The 26581-nt window shown below is 61.9% G+C and carries 19 protein-coding genes and 2 pseudogenes; 14 read left to right on the top strand and 7 right to left on the bottom strand.

The features are described 5' to 3' along the window. Window positions 1-6 precede the first annotated feature (6 nt). On the top strand, window positions 7-1755 hold the full coding sequence (locus RF819_RS17015) for a thiamine pyrophosphate-binding protein (protein WP_078366073.1): 1749 nt from the start codon (window positions 7-9) through the stop codon (window positions 1753-1755). Window positions 1756-2004: 249 nt separating this feature from the next. Here the strand turns inward: RF819_RS17015 and RF819_RS17010 are convergent. Together RF819_RS17010 and RF819_RS21790 are read right to left on the bottom strand one after the other, a co-directional pair. Further along, window positions 2005-3302 (bottom strand): annotated as a pseudogene (locus RF819_RS17010) (IS256 family transposase). Window positions 3303-3334: 32 nt separating this feature from the next. Beyond that, window positions 3335-3964, bottom strand: a pseudogene (locus RF819_RS21790) (IS3 family transposase); the annotation flags it as partial. A gap of 184 nt (window positions 3965-4148) precedes the next feature. Between RF819_RS21790 and RF819_RS17005 the strand changes: the two are divergent. Next, complete coding sequence (locus tag RF819_RS17005) at window positions 4149-5252, top strand: Acg family FMN-binding oxidoreductase (protein ID WP_078366072.1); 1104 nt, start codon at window positions 4149-4151, stop codon at window positions 5250-5252. Between the two features lie 153 nt (window positions 5253-5405). Here the strand turns inward: RF819_RS17005 and metG are convergent, their stop codons facing one another. Both metG and RF819_RS16995 read right to left on the bottom strand, forming a co-directional pair. After that, a complete protein-coding gene (metG, locus tag RF819_RS17000; RefSeq protein WP_078366071.1) occupies window positions 5406-7520 on the bottom strand; it encodes a methionine--tRNA ligase in 2115 nt (704 codons plus the stop codon). 70 nt (window positions 7521-7590) lie between these two features. Beyond that, on the bottom strand, window positions 7591-8907 hold the full coding sequence (locus RF819_RS16995) for a patatin-like phospholipase family protein (RefSeq protein WP_078366070.1): 1317 nt from the start codon (window positions 8905-8907) through the stop codon (window positions 7591-7593). 140 nt (window positions 8908-9047) lie between these two features. On the opposite strand from RF819_RS16995, the gene apbC reads away from it, so the two are divergent. The 6 genes from apbC to RF819_RS16965 all read left to right on the top strand — a co-directional run bounded on the left by apbC (window position 9048) and on the right by RF819_RS16965 (window position 17851). After that, window positions 9048-10139 (top strand): iron-sulfur cluster carrier protein ApbC, encoded by a 1092-nt coding sequence (apbC, locus tag RF819_RS16990; protein WP_078366069.1) that lies wholly within the window; start codon window positions 9048-9050, stop codon window positions 10137-10139. A gap of 175 nt (window positions 10140-10314) precedes the next feature. Continuing rightward, the gene (locus tag RF819_RS16985) at window positions 10315-11082 is read left to right on the top strand and encodes an ABC transporter substrate-binding protein (protein ID WP_078367017.1); all 768 of its coding nucleotides are present in this window, start codon (window positions 10315-10317) and stop codon (window positions 11080-11082) included. Window positions 11083-11120: 38 nt separating this feature from the next. Continuing rightward, entirely contained in the window at window positions 11121-12974 is a 1854-nt protein-coding gene (locus tag RF819_RS16980) for a diguanylate cyclase domain-containing protein (RefSeq protein WP_242473371.1), read from the top strand. A gap of 133 nt (window positions 12975-13107) precedes the next feature. After that, window positions 13108-15627 (top strand): ABC transporter permease, encoded by a 2520-nt coding sequence (locus RF819_RS16975; protein WP_078366067.1) that lies wholly within the window; start codon window positions 13108-13110, stop codon window positions 15625-15627. Window positions 15628-15689: 62 nt separating this feature from the next. After that, window positions 15690-16094, top strand: coding sequence for a group II truncated hemoglobin (locus tag RF819_RS16970; RefSeq protein ID WP_078366066.1), 405 nt, complete (start codon window positions 15690-15692; stop codon window positions 16092-16094). Window positions 16095-16177: 83 nt separating this feature from the next. After that, window positions 16178-17851, top strand: coding sequence for an ATP-binding response regulator (locus tag RF819_RS16965; protein ID WP_158081306.1), 1674 nt, complete (start codon window positions 16178-16180; stop codon window positions 17849-17851). A 192-nt stretch (window positions 17852-18043) separates the two neighbouring features. On the opposite strand, the gene RF819_RS16960 is transcribed toward RF819_RS16965, so the two are convergent. Then, window positions 18044-19012 (bottom strand): IS5 family transposase, encoded by a 969-nt coding sequence (locus RF819_RS16960; RefSeq protein ID WP_078366726.1) that lies wholly within the window; start codon window positions 19010-19012, stop codon window positions 18044-18046. A 91-nt stretch (window positions 19013-19103) separates the two neighbouring features. Here RF819_RS16960 and RF819_RS16955 point away from each other — a divergent pair, with 91 nt between their 5' ends. Then, window positions 19104-19442 carry a hypothetical protein gene (locus RF819_RS16955; protein WP_078366064.1) on the top strand — a complete coding sequence of 113 codons (339 nt, stop codon included), beginning with the start codon at window positions 19104-19106 and terminating at the stop codon, window positions 19440-19442. Between the two features lie 10 nt (window positions 19443-19452). On the opposite strand, the gene RF819_RS16950 is transcribed toward RF819_RS16955, so the two are convergent. Further along, entirely contained in the window at window positions 19453-20109 is a 657-nt protein-coding gene (locus RF819_RS16950; RefSeq protein WP_078367016.1) for a Smr/MutS family protein, read from the bottom strand. A 65-nt stretch (window positions 20110-20174) separates the two neighbouring features. Beyond that, window positions 20175-20876 carry a RadC family protein gene (gene radC / locus RF819_RS16945; RefSeq protein WP_078366063.1) on the bottom strand — a complete coding sequence of 234 codons (702 nt, stop codon included), beginning with the start codon at window positions 20874-20876 and terminating at the stop codon, window positions 20175-20177. Between the two features lie 180 nt (window positions 20877-21056). Between radC and RF819_RS16940 the strand changes: the two genes are divergently transcribed. The 5 genes from RF819_RS16940 (at window position 21057) to pta (ending at window position 26576) form a co-directional block, all read left to right on the top strand. Then, the gene (locus RF819_RS16940; protein ID WP_078366062.1) at window positions 21057-21521 is read left to right on the top strand and encodes an FKBP-type peptidyl-prolyl cis-trans isomerase; all 465 of its coding nucleotides are present in this window, start codon (window positions 21057-21059) and stop codon (window positions 21519-21521) included. Between the two features lie 2 nt (window positions 21522-21523). Continuing rightward, a complete protein-coding gene (gene ispH / locus RF819_RS16935) occupies window positions 21524-22504 on the top strand; it encodes a 4-hydroxy-3-methylbut-2-enyl diphosphate reductase (RefSeq protein ID WP_078366061.1) in 981 nt (326 codons plus the stop codon). 68 nt (window positions 22505-22572) lie between these two features. Then, the gene (gene serS, locus RF819_RS16930; RefSeq protein ID WP_078366060.1) at window positions 22573-23892 is read left to right on the top strand and encodes a serine--tRNA ligase; all 1320 of its coding nucleotides are present in this window, start codon (window positions 22573-22575) and stop codon (window positions 23890-23892) included. Window positions 23893-23906: 14 nt separating this feature from the next. Further along, window positions 23907-24452, top strand: a complete 546-nt coding sequence (locus tag RF819_RS16925) for an AAA family ATPase (RefSeq protein WP_158081305.1) — start codon at window positions 23907-23909, stop codon at window positions 24450-24452. Window positions 24453-24524: 72 nt separating this feature from the next. Then, window positions 24525-26576 carry a phosphate acetyltransferase gene (gene pta / locus RF819_RS16920; RefSeq protein ID WP_078366058.1) on the top strand — a complete coding sequence of 684 codons (2052 nt, stop codon included), beginning with the start codon at window positions 24525-24527 and terminating at the stop codon, window positions 26574-26576. The last annotated feature ends 5 nt before the right edge of the window (window positions 26577-26581 follow it).

Below are 26581 nucleotides of genomic sequence, written 5' to 3'. Positions count from 1 at the left end.
ATTGCGATGAATTCAAGCACTTCCCCCCACCTTGCCGGGCACCTGCTGGTGCGTTGTCTGATTGAACAGGGCGTGACCCATGCTTTTGGTGTGCCGGGCGAGAGTTTTCTGGCGGTGCTCGATGGTTTTTACCAGTACCGCGAGCAGATCCAGTTTGTCATCAACCGGCAGGAGGGCGGCGCGGCTTTCATGGCTGAGGCCCATGGCAAGTTAACACGCCGCCCCGGTGTCTGTTTTGTCACCCGGGGGCCGGGTGCCACCAATGCCTCCATCGGCGTGCACACCGCCTACCAGGACGGCACACCGATGGTGCTGTTTGTTGGGGATGTGGCCAGCGACACCCGTGACCGCGAGGCCTTCCAGGAAGTCAACTACCTGAGTTTTTTGGGCCCCTCAACCCGGGGTTTGGCCAAGCTGGTGGAGCGCATTGATGACGCCCGACGCATCCCCGAATACGTGGCGCGCGCTTTTGCCACCGCCATGAATGGCCGCCCCGGGCCGGTGGTGCTGGTGCTGCCGGAAGACATGTTGGCCCAGGTGATGGCGCCCGAGGCTGGGCTGCCGCAGGTGATGCCGCGTGTGGCCGCCGTTGAGGCAGAAATGGGCGCCAAGCCCTTATCGATTTTGGGTGAGATGCTCTCAAAAGCAAAGCGGCCGCTGGTCATTGCGGGAGGCAGCGGCTGGTCGCCTCAGGCGGCGCAGGATCTGCAGCAGTTTGCCGAACACTGGCAGCTGCCGGTGGGCAATGCGTTCCGCTTTCAGGACACCTTTGACAACCACCACCCGCTGTATGCGGGCGACGTGGGTCTGGGCATCAACCCCCGGCTGGCCCAACGCATCCAGGACAGCGACCTGATCCTGGCCATCGGCGCCCGTCTGGGCGAGATCACCAGCGGCGGCTACACCCTGATCCAGTCGCCCCGGCCCAAACAGACACTGGTGCACATCCACGCCAGTGCTGAAGAGCTCAACCGGGTGTTCCAGGCCGACCTGGCCATCCAGGCCAGTGTGACCAGCGCTGCCGCCGCGCTGAAAGACTTGCCCGCGCCGACCGAGCTGCCCTGGGCCAGCTGGGCGATCGACAGCCACGCCGACTACCTGGCCAACCTGCAACCCAGCCACATCGCCGACTTGCCGCAGGACAGCGCTCAGGGGTTGGTCAACATGCCGAGAATCATCGCGGTGCTGCAACAGCATCTGCCGCAGGATGCGGTGTTGACCAATGGCGCGGGCAACTTTGCCAGCTGGTTACACCGTTACTTCCGCTTCCATGGTCTGGCCAAGGGCCACAAGACCCAGCTGGCCCCCACCAACGGCGCCATGGGCTATGGCGTGCCAGCCGGTATTGCCGCAGCCATCACCACCGGGCGCACCGCCTTCACCATTGCCGGGGATGGCGACTTTCTGATGAACGGGCAGGAACTGGCCACAGCCGTGCAACACGGCGCCAAAAGCATCATTTTGCTGCTCAACAACGGCATGTTTGGCACCATCCGTATGCACCAGGAGCGCGAGTACCCGCAGCGCGTGGCTGGCACACCGCTGGCCAACCCGGACTTCTGCGCGCTGGCCCAGGCCTATGGCTACGCCAGTGTGTGTATCGACCGCACCGAAGACTTTGAGGAAGAGTTGCTGGCGGCGCTGGCCCGACCCCAGGGCACGCTGATTGAACTGCGGCTCGATCCGCAGGCCATCAGCACCCGGGGCTCGCTCAACAGCATCACCCAGAGCGCGCTGGCACGCCAGTTAGGTTGAGTCAGCTGCTCTTGCTTATGTAGCTGTTGGTCCTTGTTTTATAAGGGCCGGTGCCACTTTTGGTCCGTGATTCTGCGCGACAAGTTGCTGGTGTTTCTGACGCGATTGGGTGATGCGTTGTGAAGCGCACGGATCTGCCCGTTCAGGACCGTGCACTTTTCCGCACAAAAGAGCCCGATTGCTCTACAAGCCAGCTGTGCCAATCTGTGAAGTCTGTTTGTACTGGATTGGGGTTTTCATGTGCATACCTTACTGGGTTTCATCGCAGGGTGTTGCACTTCGCTTTTTTGAGGGGCTGACTATATTGGTATAGCAATCTTGATGAAGGATTGCGAACTGATTCATTGCTTCTTTCCAATCTTTGCTGGCACGCATCCAGTTCGTGGTGATATTTCGCAAGGCCAACCAGATCAACTTTGAAGCTGCATCATCAGACGGGAAGTACCCCTTTGTTTGATGATTTTGCGCAGCTGGGCATTCACACTCTCAATGGCATTGGTGGTGTAGATCACCCGTCGGATGTGTGCCGGGAACGCGAAGAACGGAATCACCTTGTCCCAGTTGCGCCGCCATGCCACTGCAACGGTGGGAAACTTCGTACCCCATGGCCCCGTCTCAAACGCATCCAAAGCCGCCAGCGCCGCCTCGGCACTGGCGGCGCTGTAAATCGGTTTGATGGCCGCTGCCAGCGCCTTGCGGTCTTTCCAACTGGCATAGTCCAGGCTGTTGCGCATCAGATGGACGATGCAAGTCTGCAGCGTGGTGGCAGGGAACACTGCGCCCAGAGCCTCCTGCATTCTCTTGAGTCCGTCGGTGACGGCAATCAGAATGTCATTGACGCCCCGGGTTTTGAGGTCGTTGAACACTTTCATCCAGAATTTGGCTCCTTCGGTGTTCTCAATCCACAGGCCCAGAATGTCGCGCGTGCCGTCACTCTGCACACCCAAGGCCAGGTAGACGGCCTTGTTGCGCACCACAGCATCCTCGCGGATCTTCACGCGCAGTGCATCAAAGAAGACCACTGGATACATGGGCTCCAGGGGCCGAGCCTGTCAAGCTGCCACCTCGGACATCACCGCGTCGGTGACCGAGCTGATGAACTCCGGTGAGACTTGCGTGGCGTACTGCTCGGCCAAGAAGCCTTGAATCTCGCGCATCGTCATGCCGCGTGCGTACATGGCCATGATCTTGTCGTCAAAGCCGGTGAAGCGGCGTTCGTGCTTGGGGATGAGCAGGGGCTCGAAGCTGCCAGTGCGGTCGCGCGGGACTTCGATGCGCATGGGACCGTCCTCGGTCAGTACGGTCTTGGCGGTCGCTCCATTGCGGTGGTTGCTTGCGTCCTCAGGTCTATCAGCGCCGCGCGCATAGCCCAGGTGATGGGTGAGTTCAGCACCCAGAGCTCGCTCAATCAAAGCCTTCCTAAATGCTATAGAAGCGGCATTGACCGCCTCTGCGCTCATGGGGCCATTGACAAACTGGTCAATGAGTTCTATGGGTATGGTTGGCAGCGTCTGTGCGGCTGCGGCCTTCCTTGTCTTGCTCGGGATACATGCTCCTTGGTGACATGGTATGCCTCACACACAAAATTTCTGACAGGCTCTTTGCCTCTGGCCTTGATGCCATGCAGCTTCATCAGCTTTCGCTCCCGCTCTTTGCCCACGCGAATGCCGCGTATCACCAGTTCCTTCCACATCATGGGCCAGCCGTATTGCTGCCTGACCTCGGTGTGGATGGCCCCGGATGTAGGCTGGCAGGGCTTCATCGCTGTTTCGTTTGTTGGCACCTGGTCTCGATGGCTTGTCAGCGACTTTGCACCTCATGTTCTCGAAGTAGCCGCTGGTGCTCACGCCCAACATCTCGCAAGCCAGAGATACCGGCCAATGCTTCTTGTTGCTGGCTATCCAGGCGTACTTCACTTTGATACTCGCGCGAAGTACGCCGTAGCTTTCCCCAGAATGTCACGCTCCATCCTCAGTTGTGCAGTCTCCGCACGTAGCCTAGCGAGTTCCATTTGCTCTGGGCTCACCAGCTTGTCGCCAGCACCCTTGAGCTGGCCTTTGCCATGAAAGCGAATTCAGTTCTCCAGAGCCTGCTTGGGGATGTCTGGTATCTTGGCTTTGACTTGCGCCACTTGGCTGCCCTTGACCAACCTGACGGCCTCCAGCTTGTACTCCAGCGTGTACCGTGCCCGTCGTTTCGATTCGCTCATTTCTCTCTCCCAAAAACTGACTTCTATCTATCAGCTATGGAGTACGCTTTTTCAGGGGCAAGGCCAATGCGATATCCACACCGATGACCTGGCTCCGCCCATTGCCCTGAAACATACCAAGCGCACAATCCCATCAATGCACCGACCCAGTTCACGGGCCGTTGTTAGGCAACGGAGCCGCACCATGTTCACACGCAGACACTTCACCACCTCAGCCCTCCTGGGCGGCTCACTGGCCCTCGCTGGTTGTCCATCAAAACCCGCAGAAAACAGTTACGAGTCGGTGGCCGATCAGACCTGGCGGCTGGGGGCGTTGACCGGGTTCAATGGCGCCGCACTCAGTCGTGAGCTGGTGCGTTACGCCACGCTGGCGCCGTCCAGCCACAACACGCAGTGCTGGAAGTTTGCGCTGGACCGCAGCGGCCAGGCCATCAGCATCCTGCCTGACCGGACGCGCTTGTGCCCTGTGGTGGACCCGGACTTGCACCATGTGTTTGTGTCGCTGGGGTGCGCGGCCGAGAACCTGACCCAGGCCGCACAGGCCCATGGGCTCCAGGGCGAGGGGGTGTTTGATCCCGCCACCGACGCGCTGCGCGTGTCGCTCAGCCCCACGGCGGCGCAGGCCACCGATGTGTTCAAGGCCATCCCGCTGCGCCAATGCACCCGGGGTGACTATGACGGCCAGCCGCTCAGCACTGCCGAGCTGGCGTTGCTGCAGCGTGCGGGCAGCTCAAACACTGTGCAGCTGCTGTTGCTGACCGAGCCCGCAGCGATGGCGCAGGTGCTCGATCTCATTCTGCACGGCAACACGGCCCAGCTGGCGGACCCGGCCTTTGTCACCGAGCTCAAGACCTGGCTGCGTTTTAACGGCGCGGACGCGGCGCGCACGCGCGACGGCCTGTACAGCGCGGCGTCGGGCAACCCGAGTGTGCCGGCCTGGTTGGGTGACAGGTTATTTGACTGGGTGGTCACCCCAAAAAGTGAGAACGACAAGCTGGCGCGGCAGGTGCGCAGTTCCGCGGGGATCGCTGTGTTTGTGGGGCAAGCCGCTGACAAGGCCCACTGGGTGGAGGTGGGGCGCTGTTATGAGCGTTTTGCGCTGCAGGCCACCGCGCTGGGCATCCGCAACGCGATGTTGAACCAGCCGGTGGAGGTGGCGGCATTGCGCCCGCAGTTGGCAAGTCTCCTGGGTTTGGGGGGCCAGCGCCCGGATCTGGTGGTGCGGTTCGGGCGCGGCCCAAGCCTGCCCAGGTCTTTGCGCCGCCCGGTGGAGGCGGTACTGGTCTGAGGGGTGGTGTGCTGGGTGCTGCGCTTTAGATAGCTATTAGCCCTTGTTGTATAAGGGCTAACGGTCAATTTTGCTTGTGAATCTGCCGCCCCGGCCCAATCGGTCGCTTGCCCGCGCCGGGCCACAGTCAGTCACTGAACTGGCGTCACCCGCTCAGTGAATCCGCATGCCCGGCTGTGCACCGGGGAAAGGCTCTAGCACATAGATGCCGGGTTGGGCTTTTTCGTCGGCGTGGCTCGCGGCCAGCACCATGCCTTCACTGACCCCAAACTTCATCTTGCGCGGTGCCAGGTTGGCCACCAGCACGGTGAGTTTGCCCGTCAGGTCTTCGGGCTTGTAGCAGCTGGCAATGCCTGAAAAGACGTTGCGGGTTTTGGGCTGACCGGCTTCGTCGACCTCACCCACATCTAGCGTGAGCTGCAGCAGCTTGGTGGAGCCAGCCACCGCGCTGCAGTTGATGATCTTGGCGATACGCAAGTCGATCTTGGCAAAGTCGTCGATGCTGATGGTGGGTGCAATGGATTCACCACCGGGTAGCTGGTTTGCTGCTTTTTCCATAGCGATAGGCTCTTTATTAACCTGGGCTGGAGGCTCAAACAAGGCATCAAGCTGGTCGGTGGTGACACGTTGCATCAGGTGCTGGTAGCTGCCAATCTGGTGGCCGGTGTGCAGCGGCTCGCTCACATTGCCAAAGGTCAAGGGGGCGATGTTGAGGAAAGTTTCCACCTGTTGTGCCAACTGCGGCAGCACTGGCTTGAGGTAACAGGTGAGGATGCGGAACGCCTTGATACACACCGAACACACACCTTGCAGGCGCTCGTCCTGCCCCGGCTGTTTGGCCAGGTCCCAGGGTTTGTTGGCGTCCACATAGGCGTTGACACGGTCCGCCAGCAGCATGGTTTCACGCAGGGCCTTGGCGTATTCACGCTCTTCATACAGGCGTTCAATGCTGACGCGCTCAATGCGCAACTGGTGCAGCAGGGCGGCGCCGTCTTCGGACACTTCGCCCAGTTTGCCCTCAAAACGTTTGCTCAAGAAGCCGGCAGCGCGGCTGGCAATGTTGACAAACTTGCCAATCAGGTCGCTGTTGACGCGGGCCATGAAGTCGTCGGCGTTGAAGTCGATGTCTTCGTTGCGGGCGGACAGTTTGGCAGCCAGGTAATAACGCAGCCACTCGGGGTTCATGCCCAAGCTCAGGTACTTGAGCGGGTCCAGCCCGGTGCCGCGGCTCTTGCTCATTTTTTCGCCGTTGTTGACCGTCAAAAAGCCGTGCACAAACACGTTGTCCGGCGTCTTGCGGCCACTGAATTTGAGCGTGGCGGGCCAGAACAGGGTGTGGAAGGTGACGATGTCTTTGCCGATGAAGTGGTACTGCTCCAGCTCGGGGTTGGCCATGTAGGCATCGAAGTCCAGGCCGCGTTTGCCCAACAGATTTTTGAGCGAGGCCAGGTAACCAATCGGTGCGTCCAGCCAGACGTAGAAGTATTTGCCCGGTGCGTCCGGGATCTCGATGCCAAAGTAGGGTGCATCGCGGCTGATGTCCCAGTCACCCAGGCCTTCACTCTGTGTGCCGTCCGGGTTGGTGCGGATGGTGAACCATTCCTTGATCTTGTTGGCCACCTCGGGCTGCAACTTGCCGTCTTGGGTCCACTGCTCCAGAAAGGCCACACAACGTGGGTCGGAGAGTTTGAAGAAAAAGTGCTCCGAGCTTTTGAGCTCCGGCTTGGCACCCGACAGGGCAGAAAACGGGTTGATCAGGTCGGTCGGGGCGTAGACCGCGCCACAGACCTCACAGTTGTCGCCGTACTGGTCTTTGGCATGGCACTTGGGGCATTCGCCTTTGATGAACCGGTCCGGCAGGAACATGTTTTTCTCGGGGTCGAAAAACTGTTCGATGGTGCGGGTTTCAATCAGCGAGCCCTCGGGGTTGTCGCGCAGGTCGCGGTAGATCTGGCGCGCCAGCTCGTGGTTCTCAGGCGCGTCGGTGCTGTGCCAGTTGTCAAAACTGATGTGGAAACCGTCCAAGTAGGGCTTGCGCCCGGCGGCGATGTTGGCCACAAACTGTTGCGGGGTGAGGCCGGCTTTTTCAGCGGCGATCATGATCGGTGCGCCGTGGGTGTCATCAGCGCAGACAAAATCGATGGCGGTGCCCATCATGCGCTGGTAACGCACCCAGATGTCGGCCTGGATGTATTCCATGATGTGGCCAATGTGGAAGTTGCCATTGGCGTAGGGCAGGGCGGTGGTGACAAAAAGTTGACGGGTCATGGAGCGGGATCTTTCTGGGACAGCCCATAATTTTAGTCGGGCATGGTGCGACTGTGCCGCGCCGGGGGGCTCAGCGCAGGCGCAGCGGGTCGCGGCGGCGTTCAGGGTGATGGCGTGCAGGCAGGGCCGCCCCTGGTGCTGACGGGGATGCAGCTTCAGGATCGGTCCAGTCAAAAAACTTGCAGATCTCGGCACGCTGGCGCATCGCGTCTTTGTGGCCCAGCGCCATCAGCTCATGGGTGTAGCCGGGCTCGAACAGCAGGTAACTGGCCAGCGGGGCACCGCGTTCGTCCGAGGTTTGGGATGACACCCCCAGGCTACCCAGCACGCTGCGCACCGCCGGGGGCAGTTCGCCCACATGCCGGGCGGCAATCACGTCAAGCTGTTCGGAGGGGGAAATCAGCAGCAGCTCGATGGGGCGCAGGTTGCTGGCCGCACGCATCTCGGGCGACACCAGGCTCAGGGTCTGGTTGATGCGTCGGATGCGTTCGATGTCCACCGCCAGGGCATCCAGGAAAATATTGGCCAGTGCGTGCCCGGCAATCTGCGCCAGGCTCGGGTAGCTGCCCGCTTCAGCCGCGCTGCCCTGCCGTTTGGGCTCGTGCACCCGCCCGGCGCCAATCACGCAGATGCGCTGCGCGCCGAGGTGGATGGCCGGTGCAATCGGTGCCGACTGGCGCATCGAGCCATCGCCGTAGTAGGCGGTTTCACCGTCCAGACGCAGCGGCATCGCCGGAAACACAAAGGGGATGGCGCTGGAGGCCAGCAGGTGTTCGTGGGTGATCTTGTCACGCAGGCCACGGCGTTGTGAGCGGGTCCAGGGCTGCAGGCGTTTGTCACCCTCAAAAAAAGTGAAGTGTTCACCGGTGGTGTAGCTTGACGCGGTGACAGACAGCGCCTGCAGGTGGCCGTCACGCACCAGCGAGGGAATACGCTCCAGCGGCACCATGCGTGTGAGCAATTCGGCCAGCGGGCTGTTGTCCAGCAAGGACTTGGGTTTGACACGGCGCCACCGGGCAATCAGCCAGCCCATGGACAGTAGCGTCATCCACTTGGCGCCCGAGCGCAGCATGCTCACCGAGTCGGCCAGGTACACATGGTCGGCATGGAAGCCACGCCAGACATTGGCAATGCGGTGCACGGTCTGGTCAAACTGGTCGGCGCCACAGGCCAGCGAGGCGGCGTTGATGGCGCCCGCCGAGGTGCCACTGATGATTGGAAACGGGTTGGGGCCGTTTTGTTCACCACAGATCTGGCGCAGCTCCGAGATGGCCTCCAGCACCCCCACCTGGTAGGCCGCACGGGCGCCGCCGCCTGAGAGCATCAGGGCTGCGGTAGTTTCTGCGGCAGGTGGTGCCGGGCTGGTGGAGGCGGGGTACAGAGGCATGCGCGAATTATGAGCAGCAGTTGGCCACGCCCCAAGCGCAAACAGCGTGTTTTACGGCGTGTTTCGGGATTACCCTGATTCAGGCCGTGTCAAAAAGGGACATGGCGTCTTGGCTAGACTCTCCGTTTTCGGAGAAACCTATGACCGTGACTGACCAAACCATTCTGGATGCCCTCAAAAACGTGATCGACCCCAACACCGGGCGTGATGTTGTGTCGAGCAAAGCGCTCAAGAACTTGGTGGTGCGTGCGGGGGAGGTGGCATTTGATGTGGAACTGGGTTACCCCGCCAAAAGCCAGGTGGAGGGTTTGCGCCAGGCCCTGATGGCTGCGGTGAAGACCGTTGCCCCCACGGTCAATGTGTCGGTGAATGTCACGACCCACATCACAGCCCATGCGGTGCAGCGTGGTGTGCAGCTCTTGCCCGGCGTCAAAAACATCCTGGCGGTCGCCTCCGGCAAGGGCGGCGTGGGCAAAAGCACCACCGCTGTCAACCTGGCGCTGGCACTGGCCGCCGAGGGTGCGCGTGTGGGCTTGCTCGACGCCGACATCTATGGCCCCAGCATCCCGATGATGATGGGCATCAGCGGCCGCCCCGAAAGCACCGACGGCCAGACCATGGAGCCGCTGGAGAACTTTGGTGTGCAGGTGATGTCCATCGGCTTTCTGATCGCCCCCGATGAGGCCATGATCTGGCGTGGCCCGATGGCCACCCAGGCGCTGGACCAGTTGTTGCGCCAGACCCGCTGGAAAGACCTGGACTATCTGATTGTCGATATGCCCCCCGGCACCGGCGACATCCAGCTGACCCTGGCGCAAAAAGTGCCACTGACCGGTGCTGTGGTGGTGACCACGCCGCAGGACATTGCCTTGCTGGACGCGCGCAAGGGCATCAAGATGTTTGAGAAGGTGGGGGTACCGATCCTGGGCATTGTGGAAAACATGGCGGTGCATGTGTGCAGCAACTGCGGCCACGTGGAGCATATTTTTGGGGCTGACGGTGGCAAGAAGATGGCCAGCGAGTACGGCATGGATTACCTGGGCGCTTTGCCACTCAAGATGCAGATCCGCCTGCAGGCCGACAGCGGCCAGCCCACCGTGGTGGCCGAGCCCGACGGGGAAGTTGCCGCTCTGTACAAGGCGGTGGCGCGCAAGGTGGCACTGGCGATTGCCGCCAAAAACAAGGATTTCTCCAGCCGCTTCCCGGCCATCAAGATCTCCAAAGACACCTGATCGACGGTGGCGGCTGGTGCCGCCGAAGCTTGTTCCGGTCTTGTTACCGGGCTGGGTGATGCATGGCAGAATCTGCGTGAAGCAGACTAAAAAAGCGAAGCAACAAAAGATCAACGCTATGCATCTCTTGACGTTGTTGGTAGTGTCGGGGGCACTGATTGCAGGCTCGGCGCCCATGGCACAAGCAGCTGTCGCTGGGACCCCCAGCGCCGCAGAGGTGCCTGGTCGTCTGCGCCGTGTTCAAACCGCCAAAACCGTTCGGGTTTGTATCTGGCCGGATTACCACGGCATCACCTACCGCAACCCCAAGACCCAGCAACTCTCAGGCATCGACATCGAGCTGGCACAGGAGCTGGGCAATGACTTGGGTGTGGCGGTGGACTTTGTTGACAGCTCTTTTGCCAAATTGGCCGATGACTTGCTGCAAGACCACTGTGATGTCGCCATGTTTGCGGTGGGCATCACGGCTGAGCGGCAAAAGCTGCTGCGTTTCACCCGGCCGCATCTGGCCAGTGACATCTATGCGGTGACCTCCAAAACCAACCGCCGTATCCGCAGTTGGGCCGACATTGACAAAGAAGGTTCGGTGGTGGCTGTGGCGCAAGGCACTTTGCATGAGCCGGTCATGAAGAGTCGGCTCCAGCATGCGCAGCTGATGGTGCTCAACACACCGTTTGCACGTGAGCAGGAGGTACAGGCCGGTCGTGCCGATGTCTTCATGACCGATTACCCCTACAGCCAACGTTTCCTGGCCAATGCCGACTGGGCGCGCCTGGTGGCGCCCGACCATGCCTACCACGTCACCTCCTATGGGTACGCCATGGCGCCAGGTGATGATGCCTGGTATGCCCGGTTGGAGCGTTTTGTCAGTGACATCCAGCGTGACGGGCGCCTGTTGGCCGCAGCCCAAAGGTATCGGCTTGAGCCGATTGTGGTACGTTGATGGCGGGTGAGGCACTTCCCCGGGGCCGGTTTTTCCTGATGCTCAGCGCCTTCATCGGCGCTGTGCTGTGTATCACCGGCTACACCTTGTGGCTGTTGCGCAGTGATGCACTGGCCAGCAGTTTCCAACAGTCTGCCCTGATGGCGCGCAGTTTTGAAAATGCCCTCACACAAAGCCTCAATGCCACCGGCCAGGCCGCCTCCCAGGCTTTGTCGGGTGCGCGAGGCAAGGCTGGTTTGCGCGAGGTGGAGGCCGACTTTGCCCAGATTCTGCGCGGGGCACCCCATTTGCGTTCGCTGTCGCTGATCAACAGCCAGGACCGCATCGTGGCCAGTTCCAACCCCGCCAATGTGGCGCAACAGGTGCCAACCAGCGACTACCTGCCCCTGATCCACGGCCCCCAGACCGTGTTGCGCCTGGGCACACCGTGGCTGGGGCGCGACTTTGCCGCCGGGCGGGCGGCCGAGGCCGGTGTGGGTGCCGGTGTAGCAACCGACGGTGTGTCGACCCTGATTCCGGCGACCCTGCCGTTGCAGGGCAGCGAGGGCTTGCGGCTGTTGGTGGCACTGAACCCTGACTACTTTGTCAACCAGATGGCGCAACAGCTCGATGGACCGGTAGGCATGGTCGAGGTGTTGCGATTGGACGGCGCTCGCCTGATGACCACCAATCCAGAGATGCCTGTTGGCCAGACGGCTTACGGCAAGGCTTTGGCACTGCGTTTTCAGGAGCGCGAGTTTGGCCAGTTTGAGGCCGAACTGGGTCAAGCAACCTTGACCGCGTATCGGGTGTCGACGCTGTACCCGTTTGTGGTGCTGACCCATTTGTACCGCGAGGTGGCGCTGGCGCGCTGGGTCACCGAAGTCACCACCGTGCTGGGTGTTTTGATACCGGTGCTGGTGGTTTTGAGCTTTCTGGCTTGGGGTTTGCATCGGCGGCAATGGCTGTTGCAACTGCAGCGTGCCGAGTCCGAGCGGCTGCAGCGTGTCAACGCCGCTTTTGTTTTCACCCATATCCGTGAAGGTATTGTGATCACCCAGGCCGATGGCAGCATCATCGATGTCAACGATGCTTTTGTGCGCATCACCGGCTACAGCCGGGCCGAAGTGCTGGGAAAAAACCCGCGATTCCTGAACTCGGGGCGCCAGGACAAGGCTTTTTACGAGGCCATGTGGTCCGAGCTGCTGGCCACCGGCCAATGGCGCGGCGAGATCTGGAACCGGCGCAAGGACGGCGAGGTGTTTGCCGAGTTGCTCACCATCAGTGCGGTGCCTGACTCGCAGGGCAAGGTGCAGCAGTTTGTGGCGGTGTTCAACAACATCACCTCGATCAAGGCCTACCAGGACGAGCTGGAGCATTCAGCACGTTATGACCCCTTGACCAACCTGCCCAACCGCGTGTTTCTGGCCGACCGCATGCGCAACGCCATGACCCAGGCCCAGCGCCGCCAGCTGTTGCTGGGGGTGGTGTTCATTGATCTGGACGGTTTTAAGGCCATCAATGACCACCATGGCCATGAAGCTGGTGACCAGATGCTCGTCACCTTGGCCGAGCGCATGCGTTTGAGTTTGCGCGAGAGTGACACGCTGGCGCGCAACGGGGGTGATGAGTTTGTGGCCCTGCTGGCTGATCTGGCCGCCCCGGCCGATGCGATACCAACTCTGGAGCGCTTGCTGGAGGCGGCGTCCCAGCCCATGGACTGGCGTGGTCAGACCTTGACGGTCACCGCCAGCATGGGTATCAGCTTCTTTCCGCAATCAAACAAGCGCACGCGAGACGAGCTCTTGCACGAGGCCGACATGGCGATGTACCAGGCCAAGATGGCAGGCAAAAACCGCTACCACCTTTCGCCGGGACCGGTCGTGCCCAGCTGCTCTGAACCCGTGCTGTAGCGCCGTGTTGTTTCCTGCCCTACACCTGAGTCCGATGGTTTTCAGCCCCAGCTGCTTGGCTTGACACCAGGCGGTTTGGGGTAAAGCGGCGCACCCGCCGGGCTGTGGCGGCGGACTGCGGTATCTTCCAGACATGCGTATTTCTTTTCTGACCCTGGGCTGGCGTTCGTTGTGGCGTGATGTACGCGCCGGTGAGCTGCGTTTGTTGATGGTGGCGGTGGCGCTGGCGGTGGCCGCACTCACCGCTGTCGGCTTTTTTGCCGACCGGCTCAAGGGCGGTCTGCAGCGTGACGCGCGCCAGTTGCTGGGGGGGGACGCGGTGGTGGTCAGTGACAACCCGATCCCCGAAGCTTTTCTGGCCCAGGTTCAATCCTTGGGTTTACAACGCAGCCAGACCTTGAGTTTTCCGACCATGGCGCGGGCTCCAGACGCCCAGGGTGGCCAGACCAAACTGGTAGCCTTGAAAGCGGTGCAGGCTGGTTACCCCTTGCGTGGCAGCTTGCGCACCAGCGCCGCAACCGGTGCCCCCGACACCTTGACACGTGAGGTGCCCAGCCCGGGTGAAGCCTGGGTCGATGTGGCGGTGCTTGACAGCCTGGGTTTGTTGCCTGGCCAGACCCTGATGCTGGGAGATACGGCGCTGCGCGTGGGCCGCCTGATCGTCAACGAACCGGACCGTGGCGCCGGTTTCATGAGTTTTTCACCACGTGTGATGATCAACCAGGCCGACCTGGAGAGCACCGGCCTGGTGCAGCCGGCCAGCCGCATCAATTACCGGCTGGCGGTGGCGGGTGACGACACCGCTGTGCAGGCGTTTGTCGATTGGGTGCAGGCGCAAATTCTGGCCAACAAGGTGCGCGGGATGCGGGTGGACACGCTGCAAGGTGGCCGCCCGGAATTCGGCACCACGCTGGAGCGCGCCGAGAAGTTTCTGAACCTGGTCGCGCTGCTGGCGGCCCTGCTCAGTGCGGTGGCGGTGGCGCTGGCGGCGCGTGGTTTTGCGGCTAGCCATCTGGACGACTGCGCCATGCTGCGGGTGCTGGGCCTGCCCCAGCGCACCATCGCCGGTGCCTACAGCCTGGAGTTTTTGCTGGTGGGGCTGCTGGCCAGTGGCCTGGGGGTGGCGCTGGGTTTTGCAGTGCACTATGGCTTTGTGACCCTGCTCGCCGGTCTGGTGACCACCAGCCTGCCAGCCCCCACTGTGTGGCCGGTGTTGTTTGGTTTGGGCATGGGCCTGACCCTGCTGCTGGCCTTTGGCTTACCACCGGTGTTGCAACTGGCCCAGGTGCCACCGCTGCGAGTAATTCGCCGTGACGTCGGTGGCCTCAAACCGACCTCGGCCGGTGTGCTGGGTGTGGGCTTGATTGGTTTTGCCGCCTTGCTGCTGGCGGCCAGCAACGACCTCAAACTGGGGCTGATTGCGGTGGGTGGTTTTGCCGGGGCCACGGTGCTGTTTGCCGCCCTGAGCTGGCTCGCGGTGAAGCTGCTGCGCTACAGCGTCAACGACAGCACCGCGCCCACCGCGCTGGTGCTGGCCACACGGCAGATTTCGGCCCGCCCTGCGTTTGCGGTGGTGCAGGTCAGCAGCCTGGCGGTGGGCCTGCTGGCGCTGGTGTTGCTGGTGCTGCTGCGCACCGATCTGATCGCCAGCTGGCGCCAGGCCTCGCCGCAGGATGCGCCCAACCGTTTTGTCATCAACATCACGCCCGAGCAGGGCCCGGCCTTCACCCAGGCGCTCAAGGATGCAGGGGTGGCCCAGTTTGACTGGTTCCCGATGATCCGAGGTCGGCTGGTGGCCATCAACGGCCGCGACGTCAGCCCCGATGACTACAGCGAAGACCGCGCCCGGCGCCTGGTGGACCGCGAGTTCAACCTCTCACACAGTGCCCAGTTGCCCGAGCAGAACCAGGTGACGGGCGGGCGCTGGCTGCCCGATGAGGCGGGCACCATCAGCATCGAGGAGGGGATTGCCGAAACCCTCAAGCTGGCGCTGGGCGATGAGCTGACCTTTGAGGTGGGCGGCACCCAGGTGGTGTCGCGCATCAGCTCGCTGCGCAAGGTGGACTGGGGCTCGATGCGCGCCAACTTCTTTGCGATGTACCCGGTGGCGCAGCTCGACGGTGTGCCCACCACCTACCTGAGTGCCTTCAAGGCACCCGCCACCCCTGGTTTTGACAACCAGTTGGTGCGCCAGTTTCCCAACATCACCAGCATCAACATGACCACCACCATCAACCAGATCCAGGGTGTGTTGGACCAGGTGATCGGCGCGGTGGAATACCTGTTTGCCTTCACCTTGGCGGCTGGGCTGGTGGTGCTGTTTGCGGCGGTGACCGCCACCCGCGAGGAGCGTGCACGCGAGTACGCCATCATGCGGGCGGTGGGTGCCAGCCAGCAGCTGCTGCGCCAGGTGCAGCGCATCGAGCTGGCCGGTGTGGGTGCGCTGGCGGGTTTTCTGGCGGCGTTGGTGGCCAGTGGCGTGGGCTGGGCGCTGGCCAAATATGTGTTTGACTTCAGTTGGTCGGTGTCTTTGTGGGTGCCGCTGCTGGGTGCCCTGGCCGGGGCGGTGCTGGCGCTGGCAGCGGGCTGGTGGGGTTTGCGCGATGTGTTGCGCCGCCCGGTGGTTCAGACGCTGCGCCAGGCGGCGACCTGAGATTACTACTTGAACCATAGCTATCAGGCCAATTGATATAAGGGCTATAAGCCAATTTCACCATGAACAACGAAACAACATCCGGTGTCAGCACCCCGTTTGAGAGCCTGCAAGGTGAGGCCAGCGTCCAGGCTCTGGTGGACCGTTTTTATGACCTGATGGAACTCGACCCCGCCTACGCCGAGTTGCGTGCGGTGCATGGCGCCAGCCTGGACGAGGCGCGCCAGAAGTTGTTCTGGTTTTTGTGTGGCTGGCTGGGCGGGCCGCAGCATTACACCGAGCGTTTTGGCCACCCGCGCCTGCGCGCGCGCCACCTGCCGTTCAAGGTCGGGCTGGTCGAGCGTGACCAATGGCTGGCCTGTATGGCCCAGGCCATGCGTGAGACTGAGGTGCCCGCGGCGCTGCAAACCCAGCTCAACCAGGCGTTTTTCCAGACCGCCGATTGGATGCGCAACCAGCCTGGCTAAACAGTCGGGTGCTGTTGGTGATTTGGTAGCATCGCCGGTGCTTGCGGGGGCGGCCCGCTGGCCAAGCACTCTCTGGAATGTCAATGAAATCTGTGACCGGTTGGGGCGAACGCGCCCGGCAAGTTCGGGCCGGCAGTGTCATCGGGCTGGTGTTTGGGCTGGTGTTTGCCGCCTTCAATCTGCTCACACCGGGGCAGTGGGTGTTGGGTTGTGTCGAACTGGCGGCTGTGCTGCTGCTGGTGGCACCGGCCACGGTGTTCGCCAGCCAAGCACACCGTGTTGGCCTGGCCGAGAACCTGCTGTTGGCCTCGGCCCTGGTGATTTTCAGCGCTCTGATTGTGCTGGGCGGGGTCGAAGGCACCGGGCTGTACTGGGTCTACACGGTGCCGTTTCTGGCTTTTTTCCTCAAAGGGCAGTTGATTGGCTGGCTGCTGAGCGCCGGGTTTTTGGGGTTGGCCACGCTGTACTTCCTGGCCGGTGGCCCGAGCCTGCCCTGGGCTTACCACTACACCCCGGTGGCCGGCCCACAGTTTTTGATGTCCTTGTTGTTCTACACCTTGATGGCGGCGGCTTTTGACCATGTGCGCAGCCGTTATGCCGCAGAACTGGCCCGGCGCAAAGACCAGGCCGAGGCCGCCAGTCTGGGCAAGTCGCGCTTTCTGGCGGCTGCCAGCCACGACCTACGCCAGCCCGCCCACGCGCTGGGCATGTTTGTCGCGCGGCTTACCCAGTTGCCCCAGCAAGACGCGGCCACCCGCGAACTTGTGGCCGGGGTGGATGCCTCGGTGCGTGCGCTGCAGGAGATGCTGGATGCCTTTTTTGACTATTCCCGGCTCGATGCACCGTCGATGGAGGTGCGGCTGGCGGCTTTTCCGGTGAACCAGTTGCTGGACCAGCTGCGCATCAGTTTTGACGCCATGGCCGCTGCCAAAGGGCTACGCCTGCACATCCGCCCGTCACCAATCTGGGTACACAGCGATCCGGTGTTGTTGCACCGGGTGTTGCTCAACCTGCTCAGCAACGCGGTGCAGCATACCCACCGGGGTTGTGTGCTGGTGAGTTGTCGCCCGGGATCTGGCCACGGCCAGGCACGTATCGAGGTGTGGGACAGCGGCATCGGCATTGCGTCGGAGTACCACGAGAAAATTTTTCAGGAATTTTTCCAGATCAGCAACCCCGAACGAGACCGCCACAAGGGCCTGGGTCTGGGTTTGAGCCTGGTGCAGCGGGCCTGCCTGCTGCTGAACCACCCGGTGACACTGCGCTCCCAGCCGGGCTGTGGCACCCGCTTTTGTGTGCAGGTGCCCATGGTGCCCGCACCCGCGGTGGTGGCACCGGTGGCGGTGCCCATGGACCCGCCCGGCAGCGAGCTGGCTGGCCTGCGGGTGTTACTGATTGAAGACGATGCCTTGGGTGGTGTGGCGCTGGCCGGTTTGCTGCGCAGCTGGGGTTGTCAGGTCACCAGCGCGGTGGACGTGCCAACTGCCTGCGCGCTGGTGAGCCGCTCACAGCCGCCGGCGTTTGTGCTCAGTGACTACCGGTTGCCAGGTGTCTACAACGGCATCGACGCGATTTGTCTGCTGCGCCAGACCCTGGGCGCCGACCTGCCCGCCTGTGTGATCAGTGGCGACACCGAGACCAGTGTGCGCCAGCAGGTGCAGTCGGCCGGGCTGGTGTTGCTGCAAAAACCGGTGCGCCCGGCCAAGCTGCGCAATCTGTTGCGCCATGCGGTGCAGGGGAGTGCCATGGTCGGTTGAATATCTTGACAGTTTTCCATACATGAGTGAAAAACTTTAACTATGCAAGATGTTAGGGCAACGCTGAACAAGTAGAGTCAAAGCAGGCCCCAGCGGTATCGAGAAACCGAAGTTGTCGAAATTGCGACCAGCTGAGCTCGCTTTTGCCCCCTTTGAGGCTGTTTCAGGGGGAATTCACCCCCTATTGCGCCCTCATGGACGCACCTGTGCCATCAGCCTTTGTCGGCAGAGATAGATGTTGGCCAGCGCCAAAGCAGTAAACGCCCGCGTGGCGTTCTTCTGCAACCCACGGTAACGCACCTTGCCAAAGCCCCACAGGCGCTTGACCACAGCAAATACATGCTCCACGCGTGAGCGGATCTTGGATTTGTTGCGGTTCTTGGCGCGAATGCCTTCATCGACCACACCAGAGCGGCGACTGCGCTGGTTGGTGAAGTCTTTGGCCTTGGGTGCTGCACTGCGGATCAGCTCCTTCTGGCTGGCGTAGGCACTGTCGCCATAGACGCGTTGCTCCTTGCCATGCAACAAACTGGGCAGTGGGTGTTTGTCATGCACGTTGGCTGCTGTGACCACCGCATGGTGGGCCAGACCACTTTGGCTGTCCACACCGATGTGCAACTTCATGCCAAAGTACCACTGTTGGCCCTTGCGGGTTTGGTGCATGTCCGGGTCGCGCGCCTTATTCGCATTCTTGGTGGAACTCGGTGCACCAATGATGGTGGCGTCCACAATGGTGCCGGTGTTGAGCTTGAAGCCCTTGCTTTGCAAGACAGCGCCTACTTGGGCAAACAGGGCTTGGCCAAGTTTGTGCTTGTTGAGGAGTTTGCGAAAGTTCAACACCGTGGTGGCGTCCGGCACAGATTCACGCCCCAGGTCAATGCCCACGAAGCGACGCAGGCTCACGCTGTCGTACAGAGCTTCTTCACAGGCCAGGTCTGCCAGGTTGAACCAGTGCTGGATGAAGTGGATGCGCAGCATACGCTCAAGCCCGATGGGGGGACGCCCATTACCGGCCTTGGGGTAAAACGGCTCGATGACTTCGCACAGAGCGGCCCAGGGAACGATGACTTCCATGGTCTTCAAGAACTCATCGCGCCGCGTGGGCTTGCGGTAGGTCTCAAAGCTTTGTTGTTCGGCCATGGCCAGAGTTTGTTGTTTCATCTGCATCTCCTGCTTGGGATGCCACGAACCATGCAAGTCATGGGCCAACTGGGGACTTGATCAGTGTTGCCTTAGAAAAGAAGTTGAGGAAATGCAGGCGCTGGGGCCTCTCCCGCCAGAAGCTATCAAGGACGTTGATCTCGTCAAAAAATTCGACATGCTGTATCGGGCAATCTCAAAACCGGTGACTGACGAGGAGGCTCGTGTCCTAATTCAGCTTTTTGGACAAGATGGTTGCTTCGGGTTGGCTTCATCCCTGATGCACTTGATAGAAACGGCTCCTGGTTGGCCGCTCATCGAATGCCTGGAAAATCAGAACAACGAGTGGATCGTCGAGATGCGCAATCGCTGTATCAGGGGCGGACTGATACCGCTGGCACCAGGCGAACAGTGGCCACGGGAATTCGGTCAATCGAGCAAAGTCACCTAGTTCAAGAACGTCAGCCTCGGGTCGCCATCAGCAGCACCACCAGCGCACCTGCGCCGCCATCGGCTGGTTTGGCCTGGACAAAGGCCAGTACCTCGTTTTTTTGCACCAGCCAGCTGTGCACCCGGCTTTTGAGCACCGGCACCTTGCCGGGTGAACCCAGGCCCTTGCCATGCACCACCCGCACACAGCGGATGCCGTGTTTGTGGGCGTCACGGATGAACTGGCCCAGGGCCTCGCGGGCGTCGTCGCGGCGCAGGCCGTGCAGGTCCAGCTGGCGTTGGATGCTCCAGTCACCCCGGCGCAGTTTGCGGGTCACATCCACCCCGATGCCGGGGCGGCGAAAACTCAGGTGTTCGTCGGTGTCGAGCAGGGTGCTCACATCAAACTCATCACTGATCGCCTCTTTGAGCACCGCTTGCTCGTCCTTCTGGTACTGCATCGCCAGCGGCACGATCAGCTCCTTTTTATGGAGCACATGGCGCTTGTCTGGTAAGGGCTGGACGGCGCCAGCGGCCCGAATGAAGAGCTCGCGGTCGGACGCCGCCTGTTTGGCAGCTTTGGCCTGTGCACTGGCTTGGGCGACGCGCTGGCGGGCCTGTTCGGCAATCGCGCGTTTGACAATTTTCAAATCGGTCAGGGCCTTGACCTTGACCGGCGCGCTTGACAAGGCCACTGGGGCCGGTGCGTGGCTGTGCAGCACACCCAGGGGCTGGGCCGCTGGTTTGGCCCGGCTCACAGCAGTCCCCGCTCGGCCATGGACAGCGCCTCGCCGGGGGCCACGATGACGTGGTCCAGCACCCGCACATCGATCAGCGCCAGCGTGGTTTTGAGGGTCTGGGTCAGCATCTCGTCGGCGCGGCTGGGTAACACCGTGCCACTGGGGTGGTTGTGCGCCAGCACCACGGCACTGGCCTGGTGGTGCAACGCGCGCAACACCACTTCGCGTGGGTAGACGCTGGTTTGGGTCAGGGTGCCTGTAAACATTTCTTCGAGCGCGATCAGACGGTTTTGCACGTCCAGGAACAACACCGCAAACACCTCGTGTTGGCGTGCCGACAGCTGCAATTGCAGGTAGTGTTTGACCGCATCGGGGTTGTCGAACACGGTGCGTTCTTGCAGCTTTTGTGCCATGGCGCGGCGGGCCAACTCCAGCACGGCCACCAGCTCGGCACGTTTAGCCGGCCCCAGGCCTTTGACCCGTTTGAGGTCGTCGGCGCTGGCGTTGAGCAGGCCAGCAATGCCGTCAAACCCGGCGCAACCATCGGCGCGGGGCTTGAGCTGCAGCAGCTCCTGCGCCAGCTGCAGCACCCCTTTGCCAACGATGCCGGTGCGCAGCAGCAGCGCCAGCAGCTCGACATCGCTGAGCGCGCCGGGGCCGCGCGCCAGCAGCTTTTCGCGCGGACGGGCATCGGGGGGCAGGTCTTTGAGCGGCATGGTCTGAAGTCGACTTGGGGTGGCGCAGGGCAGGGGGCTTTTACAATGCGGGCAGTTTATGCGCTGATGTGCCTCGGTTTTGGTTCTGGGGCTTTGTGGCCAGACCACGGGGCTCGACCATCGGTGCCGCCACACGGACAGCGTTTTCTTTTTGGTTTCCTTTTCAGGTACAGGATCAGCATGACAAGCACCGTCGCCAGCGTTTCTCCCGGCTCTTTTTTGACCCTGCATTACCGCTTGAGCGGCTCGGCCGGGGTGGTGGTCAGCACCTTTGAGGGTTCACCCGCGACCCTGACGCTGGGCACAGGTCAGCTGTCCCCCGCGCTGGAGGCGGCTCTGCTGGGGCTGCCCGAGGGCACCCACACCACCATCGAGTTGCCCGCAGGGGTCGCCTTTGGTGAGCGCAGCGCCGACATGGTGCAGTGGATGGCGCGCCAGGAGCTGGTGGAGCTGGGTGTACAGGACGAGCAATACGCGGTGGGTGAGGTGCTCAAGTTCCCTACCCCCGACGCGCAGGGCGAGTTTGCCGGAGTGATTCTGGGCTTTCGCAGCGATGCCAAGGGCGACGCGGTGCAGCTCGACTTCAACCACCCGCTGGCGGGTCAGCCGGTGTTTTTTGAAGTGCAACTGATCGGGGTGTTGTGAACATGCCTACCGCCGCTGTTCAAAACATCCTGCTGGCCGAGCCGCGTGGTTTTTGCGCCGGGGTGGACCGGGCCATCGAGATCGTCGAAAAAGCCCTGACCAAGTTTGGCGCGCCGATTTACGTGCGCCATGAGATCGTGCACAACACCTATGTGGTGGACGACCTCAAAGCCAAGGGTGCTATCTTTATTGAAGAGCTCGATGACGTCCCACCGGGGGCGACGCTGGTTTTTTCTGCCCACGGTGTGAGCCGTGCGGTGCAGCAGGAGGCTGAACGCCGGGGTTTCCAGATTTTTGACGCCACCTGCCCGCTGGTGACCAAGGTGCATGTGGAGGTGGCCAAGCTGGCCAAAGAAGGTTACGAGTTCATCATGATCGGCCACAAGGGCCACCCCGAGGTGGAAGGCACCATGGGCCAGCTCGACGGCGGCATCCACCTGGTCGAAGAGGTCGAGGATGTGGCCCGTGTCAGCCCGCGCCAGACCGAACGGCTGGCGGTGGTGACCCAGACCACACTCAGTGTGGACGACGCCGCCCACATCGCCCAGGCCATCAAGGCCCGCTTCCCGATGGTGCGCGAACCCAAACACCAGGACATCTGTTACGCCACGCAGAACCGGCAGGACGCGGTCAAGCTCATGAGTTCGCAGGTCGACATCGTGATTGTGGTGGGCAGCCCGACCAGCTCCAACAGCAACCGGCTCGCCGAGGTGGCGCGCAAGCTCGGCACACCGGGTTACATGGTCGACCGCGCTGAAGACCTGCAGCCGCACTGGTTTGAAGGCTGCAGCCGCGTCGGTTTGACCGCCGGTGCCTCGGCGCCTGAGATCCTGGTGCGCCAGGTGGTGGAGCGCATCAAGGCGCTCGGTGCGGTGTCGGTGCAAACCATGCCGGGTCAGCCCGAGACGGTGAAGTTCCCGCTGCCCAAAGGGCTGCGGCTGGACCTGGATGACGAGGCCGCTGCGCCTGTTGCCCGATCTTGATGCTATACGAATCATAGTCATCTCCCCCTATTTCATAAGGGCTAGAGCCCCATTTTTCATATAAAACCATGTTAGACATCAACCTGCTCCGCAAAGACCTGCCCAGTGCCGTGGCACGCCTGGAAACCCGCAAAACCCCGCAAACCTTCCTGAATGTGGAAGCCTTCACCGCGTTGGAAACCGAGCGCAAAACCATCCAGATGCGCACCGAAGCTCTGCAAGCCCAGCGCAACGCAGCCAGCAAACAGATCGGTATGCTCAAAGGCAAAGGCTTGCATGACGAGGCCGCTGCGGCCATGGCCCAGGTGGGCGGTATCAAGGACGAGCTCGACGCCTCGGCCACCCGGCTGGATCAGATCCAGGCCGAGCTGCAAACCCTGCTGCTGGCGGTGCCCAACCTGCCACACGAGAGTGTGCCGCTGGGTGCCGACGAACACGGCAATGTGGTGGTGCGCAGCTGGGGCACGCCCCGGACGTTTGACTTCGAGATCAAGGACCACGTGGATGTGGGCACACCGCTGGGCCTGGACTTCGAGATGGGCGTCAAGCTCACTGGTTCGCGCTTTACCGTGATGAAGGGCCAGGTCTCGCGCCTGCACCGGGTGCTGGCCCAGTTCATGCTGGACGTGCAAACCCAGGAACACGGCTACACCGAGTGCTACACGCCCTACATCGTCAACGGCGAAACCCTGCGTGGCACCGGCCAGTTGCCCAAGTTTGAAGGCGACCTGTTCGCTGCCAAAAAAGGTGGACAAGAAGGTGAAGCCCAGCCCGACAACACCGCGCTGTACCTGATCCCCACCGCCGAAGTGCCATTGACCAACTTTGTGCGTGATGTGGTGCTGGCTGAAGCGGAACTGCCGATGCTGCTCACCGGCCACACCCCGTGTTTCCGATCGGAAGCCGGCAGCGCCGGGCGCGACACGCGTGGCCTGATCCGCCAGCACCAGTTTGACAAGGTCGAGATGGTGCAGATCGTGCACCCCGAGAAAAGTTACGAAGCGCTCGAAGTGATGACCACCCACGCCGAAGCCATCCTGCAAAAACTGGGCCTGCCTTACCGCGTGATGAGCCTGTGCACCGGCGACATGGGTTTTGGCGCCGCCAAGACCTATGACCTGGAGGTCTGGCTGCCCGCACAAAACACCTACCGTGAAATCAGCTCGGTCAGCAACTGCGAGGCCTTCCAGGCGCGCCGCCTGCAGGCCCGCTTCAAAAACGCACAAGGCAAAAACGAGCTGGTCCACACCTTGAACGGCTCCGGCCTGGCGGTGGGCCGCACCCTGGTAGCGGTGCTCGAGAACTACCAAAACGCGGACGGCTCGGTCACCGTGCCTGAGGTGCTGCGGCCTTATTTGGGCGGCCTGGACACCCTGCGCCCGGCCTGATTTCTGGTCGCTGGGTGACTGGTGTGGCCGATCAGGCGCCCCGACTGATTTGCCTCATCGGTGCCGAATGCACCGGCAAAAGCACGCTGGCCCAGCAGTTGGCGGCGCAGACCGGTGGCCAGGTGGTGCCTGAACTCTTGCGTGACTGGTGTGTCCGCCATGGACGCACACCCCGGCGCGATGAACAAGCGGCCCTGATGCAGGCGCAGATTGATGCAGAAAATCAGGCTCTAGCCCTTATAAATCAAGGGCAGGGCGCTATGCTTTTCTGTGAATGCGGCCCCTTGCTGACGGCGGTCTACAGCCAGTTTTATTTTGCGGATAACAGCCTGCTGGCCGCCGCCCACTTGCACCACCAGTCTTACGCGATGACACTCTGGCTGCAGCCGGATCTGCCCTGGGTGGCCGATGGTTTGCAGCGGGACGGCTTGGCGGTGCAGGCTGCGGTGCAGCATCTGCTGGGACAGCAGTTGGCTATGCACACATCGGTGGTACGGGTCAGCGGGGTGGGGGCGGCTCGGTTGCAGGCTGCAATGTTTGCGTTAGCTCATGAAACCTGACAATTTTCTTACGCGTACGGGTTAACCCCTAGGATAATAGGGCCTGCATTTCATCATCTGGAGCCAATTTCCATGCGTACGTTTTTTCTGTCGGCCACGGAACCCAATGTGGGCTTGACCTCGGTGTCCCTGGGCCTGTTGCGCGCTTTGCAGCGCCGTGGTTTGAAGGTGGCGTTTTTCAAACCGGTCACCAAACACAGCCCGGAATCGGAACCGTCGGTGTTGTTTGCCCGCAGCATCTGTCAGGCCGTCTCCACGCCTGACCCGCTGCCGCTGCAACTGGTGACCCAGCAGGTGACCAGCGGCAAAACCGCCGAAGTGCTGGAAGACATCGTGAGCCTGGCCATGGCCAGTGCCAAAGATGCGGACGTGCTGGTGGTGGAAGGCATCCACACCGACCCGACGCGCGCCTTCATCCCTCAGCTCTCCAGCGATATTTCGCGCAGCCTGCAGGCCGATGTGATTCTGGTGGCCAGTGGTGCCGATGCCGAGGGCATTGCCCACACCCAGTACATGATTGCGCGTATCCGTAACTCGGGTCGCCATGTGGAAGGTGTCATCTTCAACCGCGTGGGCATCGACTTTGACGAAGCCGCCGTGGCCAGCCAGCTCAGTGGTGTGCCGATTTTTGGTGTGGTGCGTGAAAACCCCGAGCTCTCCGCACCGCGTACCCTGGATGTGGCGCGTTACCTGGGCGCCGAGGTGATGATCGAGGGCGATATCGCCACCCGCCGTGTGCGTGACACCGTGTTGTGCGCCCGTTCGGTGTCCGAGGTGATTCCGCGCCTCAAACCCGGTGTGCTGGTGATCAGCGCCGGTGACCGTGACGATGTGATGCTGGCCACCGCGCTGGCCGCCAGCAACGGCATCGAACTGGCGGGTCTGGTGTTGACCCACAACAGTTTCATCAGCCCCCGCATCCAGCGTTTTGGTGCCATGGCTTTCAACAGTGGCTTGCCGGTGTTGCGCACCGATGGTGACAGCTTTGGTACCGCCGCCCGTGTCAGCCGCCTGCCGCTGGCCGTGCCGCAGGACGACCACACCCGCATGAACCTGGTGATCGACAGTGTGGTGGAGCAGCTCGATGCCACCGCCATCTGCGCCGGTCTGGACAATGCGGCGTCGACCCACATGTCGCCACCAGCGTTCCGCTACCAGCTCATGCAAAAGGCGCGCGCCGCCAACAAACGCATTGTCTTGCCCGAGGGGGATGAACCCCGCACCATCCGTGCCGCCGTGATCTGTACCGAAAAAGGCCTGGCACGTTGTGTTTTGCTGGGCAAACGTCAGGTCATCGAGTCGGTGGCCAGCGCCATCGGTGTGGAGTTGCCTGCTGGCCTGGAGATTCTGGACCCGACCGAGATCGCCGGGCGTTTTGTCGAGCCGATGGTGGCCTTGCGCAAGAGCAAGGGCCTGACCGCCCCGCAAGCGCTGGCCTCTCTGGAAGACACCGTGGTGCTGGGCACCATGATGCTGGCGGTTGACGAGGTCGATGGCCTGGTCAGTGGCGCGGTGCACACCACCGCCAACACCATCCGTCCGGCCTTGCAGCTGATCAAGACGGCACCGGGCTCGAACATTGTGTCCTCGTGTTTCTTCATGCTGATGCCCGACCAGGTGCTGGTGTATGCCGATTGCGCGGTCAACCCCGACCCTAAGGCCGAAGAGCTGGCCGAAATCGCCAAACAAAGTGCCGACAGCGCCCGCGCCCTGGGCATCGACCCCAAGGTCGCCATGATCAGCTACAGCACCGGTTCCTCAGGCTCGGGCGACGATGTGGAAAAAGTGCGAGCCGCCACCGAGTTGGCCAAATCGCGCTGGCCTGAGCTGGTGATCGACGGCCCGATGCAGTACGACGCCGCCAGTGTCAAGGAAGTGGCTGCCCAAAAGGCGCCCGGCAGCGCGGTGGCTGGCCAGGCCACGGTGTTTGTGTTCCCCGACCTCAACACCGGCAACACCACCTACAAGGCGGTGCAACGCTCGGCCAATGTGGTGTCGGTGGGCCCGATGCTGCAGGGTCTGCGCAAGCCCGTCAACGACCTGTCGCGTGGTGCGCTGGTGGACGACATCGTTTTCACCATCGCGCTGACCGCCATCCAGGCCGACTCGATGACCAAGGCCTGAGCCTT

The sequence above is a fragment of the Rhodoferax fermentans genome (genome assembly GCF_002017865.1).
Taxonomy (GTDB): domain Bacteria; phylum Pseudomonadota; class Gammaproteobacteria; order Burkholderiales; family Burkholderiaceae_C; genus Rhodoferax; species Rhodoferax fermentans.
This window is presented reverse-complemented; position numbering and strand designations above follow the sequence as displayed.